Source organism: Kiritimatiellales bacterium (assembly GCA_041656295.1).
GTDB lineage: Bacteria > Verrucomicrobiota > Kiritimatiellia > Kiritimatiellales > Tichowtungiaceae > Tichowtungia.
This window is the reverse complement of sequence record JBBADV010000030.1, coordinates 1-14,631: the sequence shown is the minus strand read 5'-3', so window position 1 is coordinate 14,631 and position 14,631 is coordinate 1. Positions and strand designations below refer to the sequence as shown.

Below are 14,631 nucleotides of genomic sequence, written 5' to 3'. Positions count from 1 at the left end.
GGCCAATGTGCGGGGTGATGCCGTCATTCCCCCCCCCGATCCCGGCTTTCACGTTGCCCCATAACATCGCTGCGTACCTCATGCTCCGCCCTCCTCTCCTTTAGAAATGTGCCCTAATTTGTACATTAAGATATTATCTTCGATTAATAAATTCACCTCCTGGTGCTCCGGGATGGCCAGGATTTCCGCCTTATCCTCGTTTTCATCCAGGGAAATTTTTGCATAGAGCCAATGTCCGTCCTTGCTCTGCAGGTTGAAAGTTGTTTCTTCAATTTCCCACGTGCGCGTGGGATCATAGACCTCATTGTTTGCGCGCATTTTCGCAATGTCGTATTTGTGCAGCCCCGCCCAGTTGGTGATGCTGATGGTTCCGTCGCCAATCACCAACTTATCTTCGTCATCATCCACATTTGTTTCGACTAAGGCATCGCTGAGGTAGAATTGCGGCACCCCGGCATCGAAATCCAAAAAACGGGGGCCGACGGTGTTATTCTTCATAATGTCCTCCACTTTCAGCTTGTCATTTTCGGGGAAAAGTAGCCGCCCGCGCAATTCGGCGGTGGTCTCCACATCTTTCCGCTGATTTTCCGGTTTCTGAATTTGCGTGGATTCAAGCGCACGTTCCAGGGCGCGGATGCGCAGTTCCATCTGCTGCCGATGCGTGAGCCGGGCGGTGGATGCCAGCTGGCAGTCGTAAGTGCGGCGGGGCGCATCATAGATGAGTTGCGAAATGCGCAGCAGGTTGTTCAGGGAAAAATCGGCATCCACCACCGTCAGGCGGTCGCCGATTTCGAACCCTCCGACTGCGTTATCCCGCACAAAAGCGGGGTCAATCCGCACCCGGTAAGGGAAATCGGGGATTTTGGAATCCTGGTGAACCGCCAGCGCCGCCGCTTCCAGTTCTGCTTCGGCGGCCTCCACATAGCTGTCCGGCAGGTCGATGTCAATGAGTTTGTATTTGTCGCCGGCTTTGATTTTCAGTACATCGTTGGGGAATAGTTCCCCGCGTTCGTCCTTGAAGCGAATCAGGAACATAGACTGGATGTCATCATCGTAGCGCTGAATTTCAAATTCAAACCCCGCCAGGTCGCCGGTAGTCATCTTGATTTTAGCGGTCAATCCGCCCAGCAGGTAGTCGTTGATGTCGAAATCCAGCCCGTTGTCGGTGAGCTTGAAAATGCCGTCGGGGAAAACGTATTTCTCCGCGGTGGTCAGTTCGTCCGGGAATTTTTGCGTGTAACTGGAGACCGTGCCGGTGCGCTGCGGGAAAATGTCCTCGAAAAACACGGTTTTCTCATGCGGCCCGGCGCCGTCGTGCAGTCCTTCGTTGTCAATCAGCGGATTGCCGTCGAAGCTGAGCCGCCCGATGCCCCCCCGGTACCCCGGTTTCAGGTTTTTCTGTGAACCGAATGCATAGAGGATCGTGGCTATTTCCTTGCGGTTTGCGTTTTCACGGAAAAGGTCATACAAGCCTTTCCCTTTGCCGTATTCGAGCGTAATATTTTTGGTATTCGCCACCTGCTCCTTGACATTGATGGAATAACTTCCCGCCTGAATGTACTCGAATTCATATTCGAGTTGATATTCGGAGCACATGCGGCGCAGAACTTCCAGACAGGTTTCGCCGCTGAATTTGTGCAACCGGCGTTCGGTGGCGAAAATGCTCCCTTTTGCGAAATTTCCCCACCAGCGGCGGTTGTGGTTGTCAATAATCAAGTCAATGATCTCCTCCAGATTGGCGTGAAGATAGAATTCCGCTTCTTCGTTCAGATTTAGGAAATTGGAACTATCCAGCCAGGCGCTCTGGTGCTCCAGGCGGAGGTCATAGACATATTTATTTGTGGAGAGCTTTCGGAAAGCAGGTTCGGTGGCCAGGTGGAAGTTGTCATTGTGCACCCCGTTGGAATTGACCTGAATGTAGTCGAAATATTTCAGTGGCAATTTTTCCGGCGATTCAAAGGAAAGCGTGGCGTAGATGTCGCCTTGCAACGTTTTGTTAACCCGCAAATTGTTGGTAAAAACAACTGCAGGAATGATGGTTTCGCTGCCCGTCCACCGTTTAATTTCCACGGGCATCCCTTCCGGGTCGCCGGGCACGGTGAACCGGAGCACAAAAACGCCCAATTGCCATTTCGTAACATATTTTGTGCGGCGGTCAATCAGCACCTCTTTGTCGAGGTAGCAATTTACCGGGTCGCCAAATGGCGGAGAAAGCAGCCGCATCTGCTCCGCTTTCAAGGCGTTATAAAACGTTTTTAAACGCGATTGAAATTCGCTTTCCGAACCGGCTTTAATGTAGCAATTCAAAATAATTTCCCGATCCTGAAATTTCAGGTCGGCAAGCTCCTCCCAGTAATCTCTGCCATCCTCGTCTAACCAATCATGGCTGTTATCGCGCAGCCGGGGCATATCGAGCACCCCCTGCGCGCGGGTAACCCGCACGTGGTAGTCTGCAAAATCCGTATTGTCAAGCTTCCAGATCATGTCTCCAAAATTGTAATTAGCAACTCAATCTGCACCGTGTTTTTTTTGATGGTGGTGGAAAAACCACCGGCCACCACGCCGGGGAAACTGATATTCCGCCCGCCGATCACGCAGTCGTGTTGCGTGTCGCTTTCCAGGAGATCACGAAATGCGTTCACCCCGGCGGCCAGTTCGTCCAGGTCATCATATTTCCCGAAAAGCCGCACGAGTGCGCGGCGCGGTTCATATTTTACATCATTTTCACCGAAAGCCGGGATGCTCAGTATTTTTTTCCGCGCCGGCAGGTCGTACCAGGATTGGAGCTTAATCAGCTTCAATCCAAAAATGTCAATATCAATTCCCGAAATGGTCATATTTTTTGTAAAAATTCAACCAACAATTTTTCTTCACCGCGCAAATTATTCCAGGCGTTATGTTCTTTCAGCGCATCCGGGGATATCGTTTCTCGGAGCTGCTCATGCAGCGCCCAAATCTGTCCACATTCCTGAAAATTTGCCAACATTTCTGAACTATCCGGGAGCACATGAAAGGCATGGATCGGGTGAATATTCACGTTTGACTTAATGTCCAGGGTGTAATGATCCTCCGTATCCAGCAGCTTGCAACTGACATTCGTCTGCAGAAGCCGTTGCCAGGAACTGGTATCCAGGCCGCGGTTTTTTTCCGGCTCCCACAATTCGTAATCCGGGGCAAAAGATTTCAGGGCATCGTAGTGAATGCACCGCCCCGCACCGATGATCTTGTCGGTTTTGGCATAAGCCGATTTCCCCAGAACCACATCAAACATCCAGACTTTGTTTGCGACAAAATGCGGCGTTTTGTTTTCCAGTTCCGGCGCAATGAAGTCCAGATAATCATTAGCAATAATATCATCGCTGCCCACTTCCATCAGGTAATCAAACTGATAATTCTCCATGGCATAGCGCAATCCGGCGTTTTTCTTTGCGCCCAACGGCAGGTTCTGCCATAAAATATAATCATAACCGTACTCCTCCACCATCCGGGCTGCGCGGAATTCCGATACAATAAAAAACGGACGGATGTAAAATTTCTCCGGTTTGTAATTTTTCAGCCTTTCCAGTCCGGCCAGGCAGATTTCAAAGACTTCCGGTCGTTGCCATACCGGGGTGAAAGTCAAAATTTTGTGTTTACTCATTTTTCTCCTTTTTAAATGTTTGCTAATAAAATATTCATTTCCCGGAGCCGGTCGTCGATGCTGTTTAGCTTTTCGTTGTGCCGCGTGTTCCGGGCAATTTCCGCCATGTAACTCAGATTTGTCTGAATATCCTCATCGCTCCGCTCGGTTCTGCTCATCATTTCCTTGATGTCATACCGGATGCCCATCAGCTGGCCGTAGATCATGCCGCCGGTTTCTTCGGTGAGTGCGCGGATTGCGCCCACCATGCCTGCTGGACTTGCCTGCCCGCCCATGTCGATGCCGATGCTTTCCAACGCCTGGCGCGCCTGCTCAAAGGCCGGAGCAACGCTTTCCGCCAGATTTTCAATCGTTTCCTTGAACCGCTCCGCCTCGTTGGTGGTTAGTCCGCCGTCCGTGTCTTTGATTAACTTATCAATTGCTTCCTGCACCGGTCCCGCAATCATGGCGGCGGTGAGTTGCTGCGTGATGACGCGCTTGATGATGTCATCCACCGCCCTGCCCCAGCTTTCCGCGGCATCAATGCCTAACAGGAAGGCATTTGCCAGCGTGTCGGAAAGTTCACCGACGGTGGTACCGGTGAGGTCGCGGGTGATCTGGTCAATCTGCGCAACCAGGGCGTTGTAACTTTCCAACACCGCTTCAATCGCAATGCGCTGCTTATCACTAAGCTGGCCGCGCAGCAGGTGTTCGGTCAGTTTTTCAATTTCTTCATTCAAATCTGCCACATCCCGGCGGATGTTTTCATAATAAACCGAAGTTCCGGGTCGGCGCGGGCCGTAACTTTTCCCGGCAAGCTCTTCGTTCAGGTCGCGCGCACTTTTCGCCACCTGCTGAAACTGCTGATTCACTACGCCCAAAGCCTTCAACACATCGTTTTTCCCCAGATTTATCATTGAGCGCGAAGCGATGTCGATGCTGCGCAGCACCTTTTCAATGTTTTCCTGCAACTGCTCAAAGCGCACGTTCATCTCTTCCGGGATTTTGACAAACATGCTGATGGCGGAATCGACCATTTTAGCCACCCCTTCCACTACATTACCGGAAGCGATGTCGGCAATGCCCGACATCATTTGTAACGAATCATCAATCACCTTCGCTTGCTCTTCGGTCAACCCAAGCTGCTCCTTATATTTATCGACTATGTGCCCGGCAATGCCAAGGATCTGCTGGGAGGTTTGCAGAAATTTCTGCAATTTCTCATCGTGCCAGGCTTTGAGCCAGGACTTTACATTTTCCTCGTTCTGTTTAATTTTCTGGCGCAATTTCTCCACCTCAATCGTGGTTTCCTTCACAATCTCTTTTGACTTCGCAAACGATTCGTCAATGTTCTGCGTAACCGGCTTCATGCGCTCGGGCACAATGTCGGAGCCATACATCGCATTGCGGGTGGCGCGCAGATTTTCGTCTGCAATCTGGATGCGCAGGTCGAGTTCCTTTTGCAGCTCAATAATCCGCCGGGCGATGATCTTCTGCTGCTCCGAATCGGCGTCCAGAATCTTTTTCTGCAACTGCTCCAATTCCTGCTGCAACGCCTGAATTCCCTCCACGGAGGCGTCGCCCACCTGCTTAGTGAGCGTTTTGATTTCGCGCATGAGCTGCCGCTGCTCATTCGCCATCGCTGCATGTTTCTGATTGATGCCGATCGTGAGCTGGCTGATTTCTTCGTTGTCTTCCACGTTGCTGTTAGACAGCTCTTTTTGCTCCTTCACCAGATCGCGCCGGCGGGTGGCGATGTCAATTTCCTTTTGATAATTCTGCTCAATGAGTTGCTGCGCTTCGCGCAATGCCGCCAGCCGCTCAGCTTCCGGCAGTTCAAAATCGCGCCCTTTGAACCGCAGTTCGGCGATTTTCGCCTCCGTGGCGGAAATATCTTCATTCACTTTGCGCTCCTCAACGCGCAGTTTGAACAATTTATCTTCAATTTCTGCCCGTTTTTTGGCGTTTTCCACCTGTTTTGCGCCCCATTCAGCAATTTTGTTTCCGGCATCGTCTACGCCCAATTGGAACTGCAGCATGGCATTTGCCATGTCGTTGAACCCTTCCTTCCAGTCCTTTGTGAACATTTTGCCGATGGCGGAGGCCATTTTTCCCAGGGCTTCAAACCGGTAGATCACCTGCCCTTTCAGAAAATCAACCAGGTCTTTCAGCGCGGTTTTCGGTTTGGTGAATGCATCATATATCCATTTTCCCACCTTATCTACCACATCCAGGAGACCATCCAACACCTGTTTGAAGTAACCGGAAGATTTTGCCAGGGCATTCTGTCCCTCTTCGGTGCGCCGGAACCAGCTGGTAACTGCCATCAACGCGGCGGAAATTGCGGCAATCACCGCCCCGATCGGAGTGGCAATAAATTTCAGCCCGGCGCGGGTCATGCGTTCAATGCCGCTCACCGTCTGCCCAAGCGGCCCCGGTGCGTTTTTCAGCGTGTCTAAAAATCCCAGGTTGGCGCTTTCGGCCTCTTCGATGCTCTTTGCCAGGTCTTTCATCTCCTGCTGCATCTGTTTGCCGATGGCGCCGCTGCGCTCCATGTCGGACAAGTTGCGGTATTCGTCCCGCAGCTTACTTAACCGCTGCGTAAGGTCGTTGATGGAGCCGGCAACTTGGAGGTTGCCCTCAATCTCTTTGGAAATGTGTTTTTCCAAGTTGGCGGCCTGCTGCTGCAGCAGTGTGCGTTCGGTGGTTAGCGCGGCGGTGGCTTTCTGGTAATCGCGCTGCGAAATAACCCCCTCCTCCATTTTTTTGTTCAAGCGTTCCTGATGTTTTGCGTTTTCATCCAAATGACTGTTGATCCGCTGCAACTGCACCGCCTGCATCTGGGTTGACTTTGCCAGGGCTTCAAAGGCGGCGGTTCCGCTGCCGGCAAGCCGCCGGAACTGCTCATCAATCGCCTGCCCTTCGCCGCGCACCGTGCCTGAAACGTTTTTCATTTTTTCATCGACATCGCCTTTCAGCACGAATTCTATGTCAACCGGCCCTATTGCCATTTTTTTTCTACATTAAAAAAGTTACCAAATCGCTTTCATTTTCAATCGGTTTCCCGCGCCGCATTGTTTCTCCCTCCACCCAGCGGGGCGCATCCGCCACCATCATTTCTATATTTTTCCATGCAATTCCCCACAACACATAATCCGCCGTCCAGCCTGTTTGAAAACATATCGTCCAAATCATTCCCCAGGGGCTATGCAGGCCATCAATGCGGCCTTTTAACTCCCCTTTTTTCCGTGGCTCAGATTCTTCGGCCCAACGATCCTCGTCGTCAGCGCCTGGAATAATCTGATAGAAGTCGTAAAATCCTCAAGCGGTGCATAGAGCATGCACACAAATACAATTTCTGCCATTTTCCGGGAGGTGAGGTTCCACAAGAAAAATCTGGTCATTAACGGAATCAGGAAGAACCTCCGCTTCCGGTCTAACCACAGCACCGCCACCAGTCGCGCCAGTGTGGGCGCGTGTTTCAGAATCGCTTCATGCACTCCGGGCAAGTGCGCATCGCGCAGCTCAAAAATATTCAGTTCATTTTTCAAAGCGATCTGGCTCACTTTCATCAGCGTACCCAACCGGGAAGGACGAAAGGTGAAATGAATCGTTTTTTTGAAAAACAATCTGAAAAAAAAGGGGGCGGGTAGCTTCACCCTCACCCCCTTTTCGAGAATCGTTTCTGCGGCAAGCCGCTCTGCATTATGTATCATTTTTCGTGTTTGCCCATTTGATCGGCGGAATGCCAGATTTTGTCGGGGTCAGGATACGCCCCTCGATGTCAATCAGCAACACCCCTTTTTTCCGAAACTGGAAATTTTCCTTTGCGTAGAGTTTCACGCGCGGAATATCAATCTGCAACCCCGTTTTGGTAATAATCCTGCAGCTCTGCTCCACCGGTTCCTTTGCCACCGGGGCTTCGTAGGAGCCATCCAGGGCGACTTCGCCGCCTAAAATACGGACGGCGGTGGTGGGGTCAATGTTCAGGATGCTGAACCGCAGCCGGGCGGGGCCTTTCACTTCAACCACCTCCTCCGGCTCGTCGTTTTCTTCCGAATAAATTTCGGTAATTTCAGGATCATCGCGCACTAACTCGGCGGTATCCTGATAGGTTACCCCTAACGCGGAGAGGTTCTGTCCCATATCGCCATCCCCGGCAATGTCGCCAAATTCGATGCTTGTTAATCCGATACTTCTTAATTCTGCCATAATTTCTAAAAATTAAGTGTCCTGAACCAGGGCGATGATGCCCTTTTTGTCGTCGCGCATAATCGTGCCGCCGGCACGTACCAGGAAGCTGTAAATGTCCCCATAAAATAGCGGATCGCTTTCATTTCCAAACATGACAATTTCGCCCAAAGCGCGGGCTACGCTGTCAATGTGCCATGCCAGTCCGCCGGCATTGTCGGTCGTTGCGCCCGCATCCGTCCATTTCTTCTTTGCAAAAGAAGTGTCATAACGGAGCGCCTTGCTGCGCATCATCACATTAAAGCTTAACAGCTTGCCAACCACCCCGTTTGCAGGGTCGGCCTGGCTGTGAAATGCAACCAGTTCTTTGTCAGTGAGCGCGTCCAGGAGTTGCCCGTACATAATCGCATCCAGCAGCAGATACCTGTTTTCCTGCGGCACATCGTCCTGATTGAACTTATCCATGATTAGCCGGATGTCGGCAACCTTTACTTTCTTCCGGTTTCCGGTGGCAGAAGGGAGGTGTGCTGACGCATTGCCTCCCGTGGTTTTCACATGCTGCGTTGAAGCAGGCGCCCACAACCAGGTAAAGTGATTCGCAACGGCTTCAAATAACGCCCTGCGATCCTGGCCGATTACGCTTTCGCGCTTGTTATAGGAAAGCTCGACCGTGTCGGCATGTGGGATGCGCACCGGTGCGGTGGTGAATTCGTCTAAATCGAAATCCACGTCGATGTCGGTGCGGTGCTCGATCGTAGCCGGGAAGGAGTTGCGGTTAATTGTAACAGTCCGCGGAATGCCGGCGTTGGGGATGTGCACCGTGCGCCCCTGATTTACAAATTCGTCGGCGCTGAATGCCTTGCTCATAAACGTGTTATCGGCAAACAACCCCTCCACGATACTGGCCAGCCAGATTTCCTTCTGCACGGCCATCGGCATTATGCCGGGCATGGAAGGCATAAGCAAACTAAGCGCAGAACCTGCGCCGATGACTGCCACAGGGGGCAGCCCAGAGGCGGCGGCAAGCGCGCCGCCAACAAGCACGTTGAATAACAACGCACTGAGAATCAAGAGAATTTTTTTCATTGTTATAAAAGTTTAAAATTTGTTACTAAGCTTCTGTGTAATTGTATTTTGCGACGAGCACAAAGTCGTCGCCGTTGAAAATGAACTGCGCGAAAACGGATTCGGCCACCGTGAAGGTGTGCGTAACCGCTCCATAAAATCCGTCGGTAAAACTGACAGTTTTGGAGACCGCACCGGTCGTGAAGCTGATGTTCAGCAAAGCGCCGGACTGCAATCCCGCGACATTGACTTTCACCTCCAGATCATCATTCACTGTGTCTTCAATTACAACCAGCGTGTAATTTTCCAGGTCTTCAATTTCCACCTCACCGGCTTCGATGTTGAGTTTCTGCACATTGTAATAGACTGTTTTCTGAATGCTCACGGTTCCGCCCGCGGCGGTGAGCACATAGTTTTCCCCATTGTGCACAAATTGCAGGAAAAAATCCTCGGCGCCGTCGGTATTTTTGATTTCAATCCCGCCGCCGGGAAATCCGTCATTCAGCGTAATCGTGCGCTGGGTGGCATCGGTGGAAAATTTCAGATAGAGTTTCGAACCGGCGCCCACGTTAGGCGCAACCGCCAGGTCAATGGTCAGGTCATCGTCCACGGTGTCAGTCAGTTCAATGAACGTTTTTCCGCCGGTTACCGCAATCTCCAGCGATTCCGCAGAATTGTTTTCTTCAAAATAAGCCGTCTGGCTGATTTTCGTTCTTTGCATCACCGGGAAGGGGATCGTTTCCGACGTTGTGCCGGCGGGCACTGCAAAATTCTGCACCACGTGCGTGCCGTCCTCATTTCTTCTTATCCAATTCATTTTTTCGTTTTTAAAAAATTTGTTTCCCCGGTTCCCGGCTCCCAAACCGGGAGCCGGGGTTGCCAGGAGAAAATACAGAAACTGAATTTCAATCGTTTTTCACTTCAACGCCAAAGCGATCCTTAAACTTGACCGCGTAGAGGTCAGGGTATTTTTCTTTCAACAGGGAAAGCTTGTTTTCCTTGTCAATTTCGCTCCAGGATTTCTTTTGCAAATCGGCCAATTCCACGGCATCGGCGCCTTCGGACTGCTCAATCTGTTTCGTGACTTTCGGTCTTTTTGGCAGATTTTCAACGAGCGATTTTGCGCTGTCGTGGTCGGCGTCGAAAAGCTTCAAGGTGCTCTCCTTTGCCTTTGCATCTAAGCGCCCATCCTTGATTGCGGCATCCACCAGGGCGGTGGCTTCCGTTTTCCGGGCTTCTTTTTCCGCTTTGTTCACCGCATCAATGCGGTCGCTCAGCGTGGTGTTTTCGACTTTCAGCCGGTCGCGGTCGGCAATCACCTGCCGCACGGCTTCGGCAACAGCGCTTTCGGTTGCGTTGTCTGCCAGGTTCAGAATTTTTGTCAATTCTTTCATTTTCAAAATTTTATTTTTATTAAATTTCAATTCGGGATTGTCGAAAAGCCGGATCAGCTCCCCGGCATCGGTGAGGTCAATCGGCTTGCCGGTCTGCCGGTCGTAGAAAACCAGCGCGTTGTGGTTTGCCGGGATGGTAACAATGCTGGCCTCGCGCAGCGTCCATTTGGTAACTGTGGGACCGGTCTGCCCTTCAAGTTTCAAAGTCAGATCGTCATTAACCTCCTCGGGTGGCCAGGCGCCGATCGAAGCGGCACGAATGAAATCGCGCTCCACTTTCCCCTTCACCTCGCGACCGGTAACATCCTGATCGTCGAAAACCGGATCGGCCAGAATCTTGCCGCCTTCAACCCGGATGTTTTCCCAACGCCCGATCGGCATGCTCCAGTCGTTATGATTCAGGAGCATTACTGGGTTTTTGCGGAATTCTTCCAGGTTGGCCCCGGAGGTGAGCAACCGGATGCCGTAAGTATTTACCGATTCATCGTGAAGTACGAATGTTTTTTTCATGCGCTTTTCAAAATTTTTACGAATCAAAAACTTGTTTTTCAAAGAGTAAAATTTCTTTGTAAGCCTTGTGAGAAAAGGCGTAAGGCTTGCGGAGAAATCCGCCGGTTGAATTGAAACACATTATGTTTGTTTGCAAAACAAACAGATATGGCATCTTTGACAATGAAACAAAAAAAGGAGTGGGCGCAACTCCTGTTCACCTCTGAAAATATTACGCAGAAAGAAGTCGCCGAGCGTGTCGGTATTTCCCCGCAAACCATGGTGAAGTGGGTGCGCGACGGAAAATGGGAAGAGCTGAAAGTAAGCATCACGATCACCAAAGAAGAGCAGCTGCGGAACCTCTACCGGCAGCTTGCCGAATTGAACAAAAGCATCGCCAACCGGGAGGAGGGTCAGCGATTTGCCACCCCCGGCGAAGCGGACACCATCAGCAAGATTGCCAATTCCATTGAGAAAATGGAGACGGATGTGGGGCTGAGCGACATCGTGGGCACCTTCCGAAATTTCCTGCACTGGCTGCGAAGCATCGACTTCACCGCCGTGCAGCAGATCACGCCGCTGTTTGATGCCTTCATTAAAGACAAGATAAAATGAGCAAAAAACTAAAGCTCACCGATAAAGAGGCGCTGCGGAAATGGGATGATTTCAAAAAGCAGATCACGCAGGCCACCGCGATTGATCCTTTTGAAGACATCACCGCGCAACGGAAGCGGATTGCCGAACTGGAAGCCGCGCCGGAAAAGTGGTTTGCTTATTATTTTCCGCACTACTACAAGTCGCCGCCTGCAAAATTTCACCTCCGCGCCACCCGCCGGTTGCTGAAAAATAAACGATGGTACGAAGTGCGCGCCTGGAGCCGGGAGCTGGCAAAATCGGTGCGCAGCATGTTTGAAGTGATCTACCTGGCACTCACCGGCGACATCAAAAACATGCTGCTGATCTCTAATTCGGGCGACAACGCCGAGCGGCTGCTCACCCCTTTCCGGCTGGAATTTGAAAGTAACCAGCGGATCCGCCATGATTACGGAAATCAGCAGAAACCTGGAAGCTGGGAATCGGGCGAGTTCACGCTCACCAGCGGCGTTTCATTCCGCAGCTTAGGCGCCGGGCAGTCGCCCCGCGGAACGCGAAACGAAGCGTACCGCCCCGATTTCATTTTAGTGGACGACATCGACACCGACGAGGAGACCCGCAACCCCGACCGGATTCAGAAAAAATGGGAGTGGATTGAGCAGGCGCTCATCCCGACCGTCAGCATCTCCGGCAACTACCGGATCATCTTCAACGGCAACATCATTGCGAAGGACTGCTGCATCACCCGCGCCATCGAGCGGGCAAACCACACGGACATCGTTAACATCCGCGGAAAAAACGGAAAAAGCAGCTGGCCGGAAAAGAATTCGGAGCAGGATATTGACGAAATCCTGAGCAAAATCAGCACTGCCAGCGGACAGAAGGAATATTTTAACAACCCGGTGAGCGCCGGGGATATTTTCACGGAAATGCACTGGGGTCCCGTGCCGCCCCTGGCAAAATTCCGTTTCCTGATTGCCTACGGCGATCCGGCGCCTTCCAACTCGCGCAGCAAGCAAGCCAGCTACAAAAGCCTCTTCCTGATTGGAATTTTTGAAGGGAAGTTTTACGTAATCACCGGCTATCTTGACAAGGTGGTGAACGACGAATTTGTGAACTGGTATTATTACCTGCAAAATTATGTCAATTACCGGACGGTCGTTTACAATTACATAGAAAACAACAAGTTGCAAGACCCGTTTTATGAGCAGGTTTTCATTCCGCTCTTTTCCAAAAAAGCAGAAAAACACGGCGTGATCGGCATTCAGGGCGATGACCGGAAAAAACCGGACAAATTTTCGCGCATTGAAGGGAACCTGGAACCAATTAACCGTCAGGGACTGCTGATTCTGAACGAAAAAGAGCGGAACAACCCGCACATGGTGCGGTTAGAGGAGCAGTTTTTGTTAATCAGTCCGCGGTTGCCCGCCCCTGCCGACGGCCCCGACTGTATCGAGGGCGGGGTGTTTATTTGCAATCAGAAAATTATTTCCCTAAATGAGGGGAATTTCACCGTCGGCGTGCGGAAATCCATCAAAAAATTTTGACATGAAAATCAAATTTTATTCCCGTTTAAAAGCCTTTTATATCCGGTTTAAAGGGCGGCCGGCAGCCCTGGAAAGGGCAATCCGAAAAGCCGACCGGCTTTGCAAAAAAAACCGGCGGCGGTACCGCGTGTATTTTATAGGCGGGAAATACCGGGTACTGAACCGCACCGACATCCAGCAATTGAAACGAAACCGCGCCTGGAGCCGCAATGTGAACGTTACGAAAATGCGGAAATTTGAGTTTTACGACACGTACCGGGGGATTTCTAAGGAGCGGGTGGTTTCGATGAACTCAACCACCGGTTCACCGAAAACCACCGGTTCACTGAAAAACACCGGAAGAAATTGAAATTTTTATAAAAAAAGATATGGCATTTTTAACAATTCCCGAATTAAAAACTCATCTCTACAATGAAAATGTGGAGGTGATCAGTCGCCAGGACGATACCATCGTGCAGGCGGCAATTGATGCGGCAATCTCGGAGGCAAAGGGCTATCTGCCTGCTTACGATATTGCGGCAACTTTCAACGCCAGCGGCAAGAATCGCAATGCGCTGCTGCTCACCTTTGTCAAAGACATCGCCACCTGGCATTTTCTTGTTTTATGCAATGCCGGCGTGGAGCTGCAACTGCGGCAGGATCGCTACGAGCGCGCAATTGCCTGGTTGAAGGCGGTGCAGAAAGGCGACATCTCCGCCGACCTGCCGGCGAAACCCGGCGGCGGCGATGGCGGAACCGGGACAATTATTTACGGAAGTAACCCGAAAAAAGTTCAACATTTTTAAAAAAATTTGACATGGCAAAAAAAGCAACAATAGTTCAGCAACTTGTAATCAAAGCGCCCTCCCGGCGCATTGTGGATGTGGGAAACTGGCGAACCGCCCTCCGGTCTGCCGATTTGGGACGGATGAAACCGCTCTTCGACCTCTACGAAGATTTACTGATCGACGGCGTGCTGGGGGACGCGGTGGAGAAGCGCATCCTGGCGATTACCAACGCGGCGGTCTCCTTTCAGGATGCCGCCGGGCAGGAGGTGCCGGAGATGTTTGATGTAATTGATTCGCTGGCATTTGAGGAGTTGATTACCACCATAATGCACACCCTTTTCTGGGGCAGGGCTGCGGGGGAATTTGATTTCACCGACGGGTTCAAATTTGAACCGATCGAGGCCGCACACATCAGCCTTGAAACACAGTCCATCCTGCGGAATGCCAACGACCCGGAGGGCATCCCCTACGCGGGGGATGATCACCTGTTGGTTTTAGGCAAAAAGAAAGATTTCGGACTGATGCTCAAAACCGCGCCTTTTGCCATCTGGAAGCGCGGCGGTTTCGGGGATTACGCGCAATGGCTGGAAATCTTCGGAATGCCCCAGCGCGTGGGGAAATATTCCAGCTACGACCCGCAAAGCCGTCAACTTTTGGAAGAGGCACTGGAAAAAGCGGGGTCGGCGCCCTATATTGTCATTCCCAAAGAATCGGAAGTGGAGACTACGAGCAACACCGGCACCGGCAGCAGCGGCACCAGTTACGATGATTTCCGCCGCGCCTGCAACGAGGAAATTCTGATCACCGTGCTGGGGCAGACCCTCACCACCGTGCAGGCTGCCACCGGCGCCCGCAGTCTGGGCGAAGTGCACAAGGAGGTGGAGGAAAGCAAAAATAAAAGCGACATGCGTTTTGTGCAGCGGGTGCTCAACAGCATAGTGCTGCCCATGCTGGAAAAACGGGGC

At 51.5% G+C, this 14,631-nt stretch carries 15 protein-coding genes; 5 read left to right on the top strand and 10 right to left on the bottom strand.

Annotated features, from left to right (window positions below; translation table 11 throughout):
* Window positions 1-78: 78 nt before the first annotated feature.
* The 10 genes from WC959_12250 to WC959_12205 form a co-directional block, all read right to left on the bottom strand.
* Window positions 79-2,484, bottom strand: a complete 2,406-nt coding sequence (locus WC959_12250; protein MFA5689890.1) for a hypothetical protein — start codon at window positions 2,482-2,484, stop codon at window positions 79-81.
* Window positions 2,481-2,837 (bottom strand): hypothetical protein, encoded by a 357-nt coding sequence (locus WC959_12245; GenBank protein MFA5689889.1) that lies wholly within the window; start codon window positions 2,835-2,837, stop codon window positions 2,481-2,483. The genes WC959_12250 and WC959_12245 overlap by 4 nt, the downstream gene beginning before the upstream one ends.
* Window positions 2,834-3,400, bottom strand: a complete 567-nt coding sequence (locus WC959_12240) for a hypothetical protein (protein ID MFA5689888.1) — start codon at window positions 3,398-3,400, stop codon at window positions 2,834-2,836. Before WC959_12240 ends, WC959_12245 begins: the two co-directional genes overlap by 4 nt.
* A 251-nt stretch (window positions 3,401-3,651) precedes the next feature.
* On the bottom strand, window positions 3,652-6,630 hold the full coding sequence (locus tag WC959_12235; protein MFA5689887.1) for a hypothetical protein: 2,979 nt from the start codon (window positions 6,628-6,630) through the stop codon (window positions 3,652-3,654).
* Window positions 6,631-6,637: 7 nt separating this feature from the next.
* Window positions 6,638-6,814 carry a hypothetical protein gene (locus tag WC959_12230; protein ID MFA5689886.1) on the bottom strand — a complete coding sequence of 59 codons (177 nt, stop codon included), beginning with the start codon at window positions 6,812-6,814 and terminating at the stop codon, window positions 6,638-6,640.
* A gap of 35 nt (window positions 6,815-6,849) precedes the next feature.
* Window positions 6,850-7,335, bottom strand: a complete 486-nt coding sequence (locus WC959_12225; GenBank protein MFA5689885.1) for a hypothetical protein — start codon at window positions 7,333-7,335, stop codon at window positions 6,850-6,852.
* Window positions 7,325-7,765 (bottom strand): hypothetical protein, encoded by a 441-nt coding sequence (locus WC959_12220; protein ID MFA5689884.1) that lies wholly within the window; start codon window positions 7,763-7,765, stop codon window positions 7,325-7,327. The genes WC959_12225 and WC959_12220 overlap by 11 nt, the downstream gene beginning before the upstream one ends.
* Before the next feature lie 78 nt (window positions 7,766-7,843).
* Window positions 7,844-8,896 (bottom strand): hypothetical protein, encoded by a 1,053-nt coding sequence (locus WC959_12215; protein ID MFA5689883.1) that lies wholly within the window; start codon window positions 8,894-8,896, stop codon window positions 7,844-7,846.
* Between the two features lie 25 nt (window positions 8,897-8,921).
* On the bottom strand, window positions 8,922-9,692 hold the full coding sequence (locus tag WC959_12210; GenBank protein ID MFA5689882.1) for a hypothetical protein: 771 nt from the start codon (window positions 9,690-9,692) through the stop codon (window positions 8,922-8,924).
* Window positions 9,693-9,780: 88 nt separating this feature from the next.
* Window positions 9,781-10,779 (bottom strand): HK97 family phage prohead protease, encoded by a 999-nt coding sequence (locus WC959_12205; GenBank protein MFA5689881.1) that lies wholly within the window; start codon window positions 10,777-10,779, stop codon window positions 9,781-9,783.
* A gap of 162 nt (window positions 10,780-10,941) precedes the next feature.
* On the opposite strand from WC959_12205, the gene WC959_12200 reads away from it, so the two are divergent.
* The 5 genes from WC959_12200 to WC959_12180 all read left to right on the top strand — a co-directional run.
* The gene (locus WC959_12200) at window positions 10,942-11,373 is read left to right on the top strand and encodes a DDE transposase family protein (protein ID MFA5689880.1); all 432 of its coding nucleotides are present in this window, start codon (window positions 10,942-10,944) and stop codon (window positions 11,371-11,373) included.
* Window positions 11,370-12,899 (top strand): hypothetical protein, encoded by a 1,530-nt coding sequence (locus tag WC959_12195; protein ID MFA5689879.1) that lies wholly within the window; start codon window positions 11,370-11,372, stop codon window positions 12,897-12,899. Before WC959_12200 ends, WC959_12195 begins: the two co-directional genes overlap by 4 nt.
* Before the next feature lie 127 nt (window positions 12,900-13,026).
* A complete protein-coding gene (locus WC959_12190) occupies window positions 13,027-13,248 on the top strand; it encodes a hypothetical protein (protein ID MFA5689878.1) in 222 nt (73 codons plus the stop codon).
* A gap of 19 nt (window positions 13,249-13,267) precedes the next feature.
* Window positions 13,268-13,684, top strand: coding sequence for a phage protein Gp36 family protein (locus WC959_12185; GenBank protein ID MFA5689877.1), 417 nt, complete (start codon window positions 13,268-13,270; stop codon window positions 13,682-13,684).
* A gap of 11 nt (window positions 13,685-13,695) precedes the next feature.
* Window positions 13,696-14,631 (top strand): DUF935 family protein (locus tag WC959_12180; GenBank protein ID MFA5689876.1); only part of this gene is annotated, 936 nt, incomplete at its 3' end.

What these genes read in the sequence shown, in the direction of transcription:
- WC959_12250 (MFA5689890.1), bottom strand. Translation starts at nt 2,484, where the DNA reads ATGATCTGGAAGCTTGACAATACGGATTTTGCAGACTACCACGTGCGG.
- WC959_12245 (MFA5689889.1), bottom strand. Translation starts at nt 2,837, where the DNA reads ATGACCATTTCGGGAATTGATATTGACATTTTTGGATTGAAGCTGATT.
- WC959_12240 (MFA5689888.1), bottom strand. Translation starts at nt 3,400, where the DNA reads ATGGAGAATTATCAGTTTGATTACCTGATGGAAGTGGGCAGCGATGAT.
- WC959_12235 (MFA5689887.1), bottom strand. Translation starts at nt 6,630, where the DNA reads ATGGCAATAGGGCCGGTTGACATAGAATTCGTGCTGAAAGGCGATGTC.
- WC959_12230 (MFA5689886.1), bottom strand. Translation starts at nt 6,814, where the DNA reads ATGATTTGGACGATATGTTTTCAAACAGGCTGGACGGCGGATTATGTG.
- WC959_12225 (MFA5689885.1), bottom strand. Translation starts at nt 7,335, where the DNA reads ATGATACATAATGCAGAGCGGCTTGCCGCAGAAACGATTCTCGAAAAG.
- WC959_12220 (MFA5689884.1), bottom strand. Translation starts at nt 7,765, where the DNA reads ATGGGACAGAACCTCTCCGCGTTAGGGGTAACCTATCAGGATACCGCC.
- WC959_12215 (MFA5689883.1), bottom strand. Translation starts at nt 8,896, where the DNA reads ATGAAAAAAATTCTCTTGATTCTCAGTGCGTTGTTATTCAACGTGCTT.
- WC959_12210 (MFA5689882.1), bottom strand. Translation starts at nt 9,692, where the DNA reads ATGAATTGGATAAGAAGAAATGAGGACGGCACGCACGTGGTGCAGAAT.
- WC959_12205 (MFA5689881.1), bottom strand. Translation starts at nt 10,779, where the DNA reads ATGAAAAAAACATTCGTACTTCACGATGAATCGGTAAATACTTACGGC.
- WC959_12200 (MFA5689880.1), top strand. Translation starts at nt 10,942, where the DNA reads ATGAAACAAAAAAAGGAGTGGGCGCAACTCCTGTTCACCTCTGAAAAT.
- WC959_12195 (MFA5689879.1), top strand. Translation starts at nt 11,370, where the DNA reads ATGAGCAAAAAACTAAAGCTCACCGATAAAGAGGCGCTGCGGAAATGG.
- WC959_12185 (MFA5689877.1), top strand. Translation starts at nt 13,268, where the DNA reads ATGGCATTTTTAACAATTCCCGAATTAAAAACTCATCTCTACAATGAA.